1 protein-coding gene is annotated in these 738 nt (G+C 70.5%); it reads right to left on the bottom strand.

Going from position 1 to position 738, the window contains the following annotated elements; genetic code table 11:
• On the bottom strand, window positions 1–738 hold a 738-nt coding region (locus HUK84_RS21315), incomplete at both ends, for a glycosyltransferase (protein WP_176641940.1).

The raw sequence follows: 738 nt of genomic DNA, 5'->3' as shown, positions 1-738 counted from the left end.
CTCGGGCCGACGTCACCACCGGCACCCCGCTGGCCTGGGCCTCCAGCAGCACCAGCGGCAGCCCCTCGGCGTCCCCGCTGCGCGCCGTGACGCTCGGCAGGCAAAAGACCCGCGCCTTGCCCATCAGCGCTATGACGCGCTCGCGCGGCACCGCGCCGGTAAAGGTCACATTGCCAATCAGCGCCGCCCGCTCTTCCAGAAGGGCCCGCTCGGGGCCGTCTCCCGCGACGATCAGCCGCGCCTCGGGCAAGGCCGCGCGCACCTGGCGAAAGGCGTCGATCAGAAACCGGCATCCCTTCTTTTCCACCAGCCGGCCCAGGAACAGGATGATCGGCGGCCGCGCGCCCGGAGAGACCGGGCCCGGAATGAAACGGTCGGGATTGATGCCGATATGGCGGACATGGATCCGCTCCGCCGGCAGTCCGACCGCGATCGCCGCGTCGCGGATATGCCCCGATACGGCAACGAACGTCACGTCAGGACTGGCGGCCAGACGCCGCAGGCGGCTCGGATAGTTTTTCCATCGTCGCCCGGATCGGCCGGCGGCGAACCACGCCATGTCGGTCGTGATGTCCGACCCGTGCAGCGTGACCAGCAGCGGAATCGACAGGCGGCGCGCCAGGTGCCAGATCTCGACCCCGTCAAAGCCGAAATGCGCATGGATCAGGGCCGGCCGCACATGCTGCGCGATCCGCGCCAGGCCCGGCGGGGCGCGGTTCAGGCTGCGGGCCAGCATGC

This window comes from Nguyenibacter vanlangensis, from assembly GCF_013376155.1.
Taxonomy (GTDB): Bacteria; Pseudomonadota; Alphaproteobacteria; order Acetobacterales; family Acetobacteraceae; genus Gluconacetobacter; species Gluconacetobacter vanlangensis.
The sequence above is the reverse complement of the archived record's forward strand: the minus strand, read 5'-3'. Positions and strand labels throughout refer to the sequence as shown.